Source organism: Pseudoalteromonas sp. CR1 (assembly GCF_019392235.1).
In the GTDB taxonomy this organism is placed as follows: Bacteria; Pseudomonadota; Gammaproteobacteria; order Enterobacterales; family Alteromonadaceae; genus Pseudoalteromonas.
Genome location: NZ_JAHXRM010000553.1, coordinates 1 through 243 on the forward strand (window position 1 = coordinate 1; position 243 = coordinate 243).

The 243-nt window shown below is 60.9% G+C and carries 1 protein-coding gene; it reads right to left on the bottom strand.

The features are described 5' to 3' along the window. Positions 1 to 23 precede the first annotated feature (23 nt). A partial coding sequence (locus KZZ04_RS20525; protein WP_219424082.1) for a hypothetical protein occupies positions 24 to 243 on the bottom strand: 220 nt, incomplete at its 5' end.

Sequence of the window (243 nt, forward strand, 5' to 3'; positions counted from 1 at the left end):
GTCTGCCGGCATCTCGTTGCGTGTCATACCCGCCACCCCCGCGCAATATCAATCAACGCCGATACCGGCTTGTTTTCGCATCCGGCCGGCAACTTATCTTCACGCACGGCGATAGCGATAACCGCCGAGCGGAACTTGCGAAACTTTGCCAGCGTCGGACTCATGCCGCGATTAAACCACCGGCTCCAATTCGATTGCGCCATGCTGGCAGCTTGGGACGCCTCGGACGCCCCCACGCCTGTG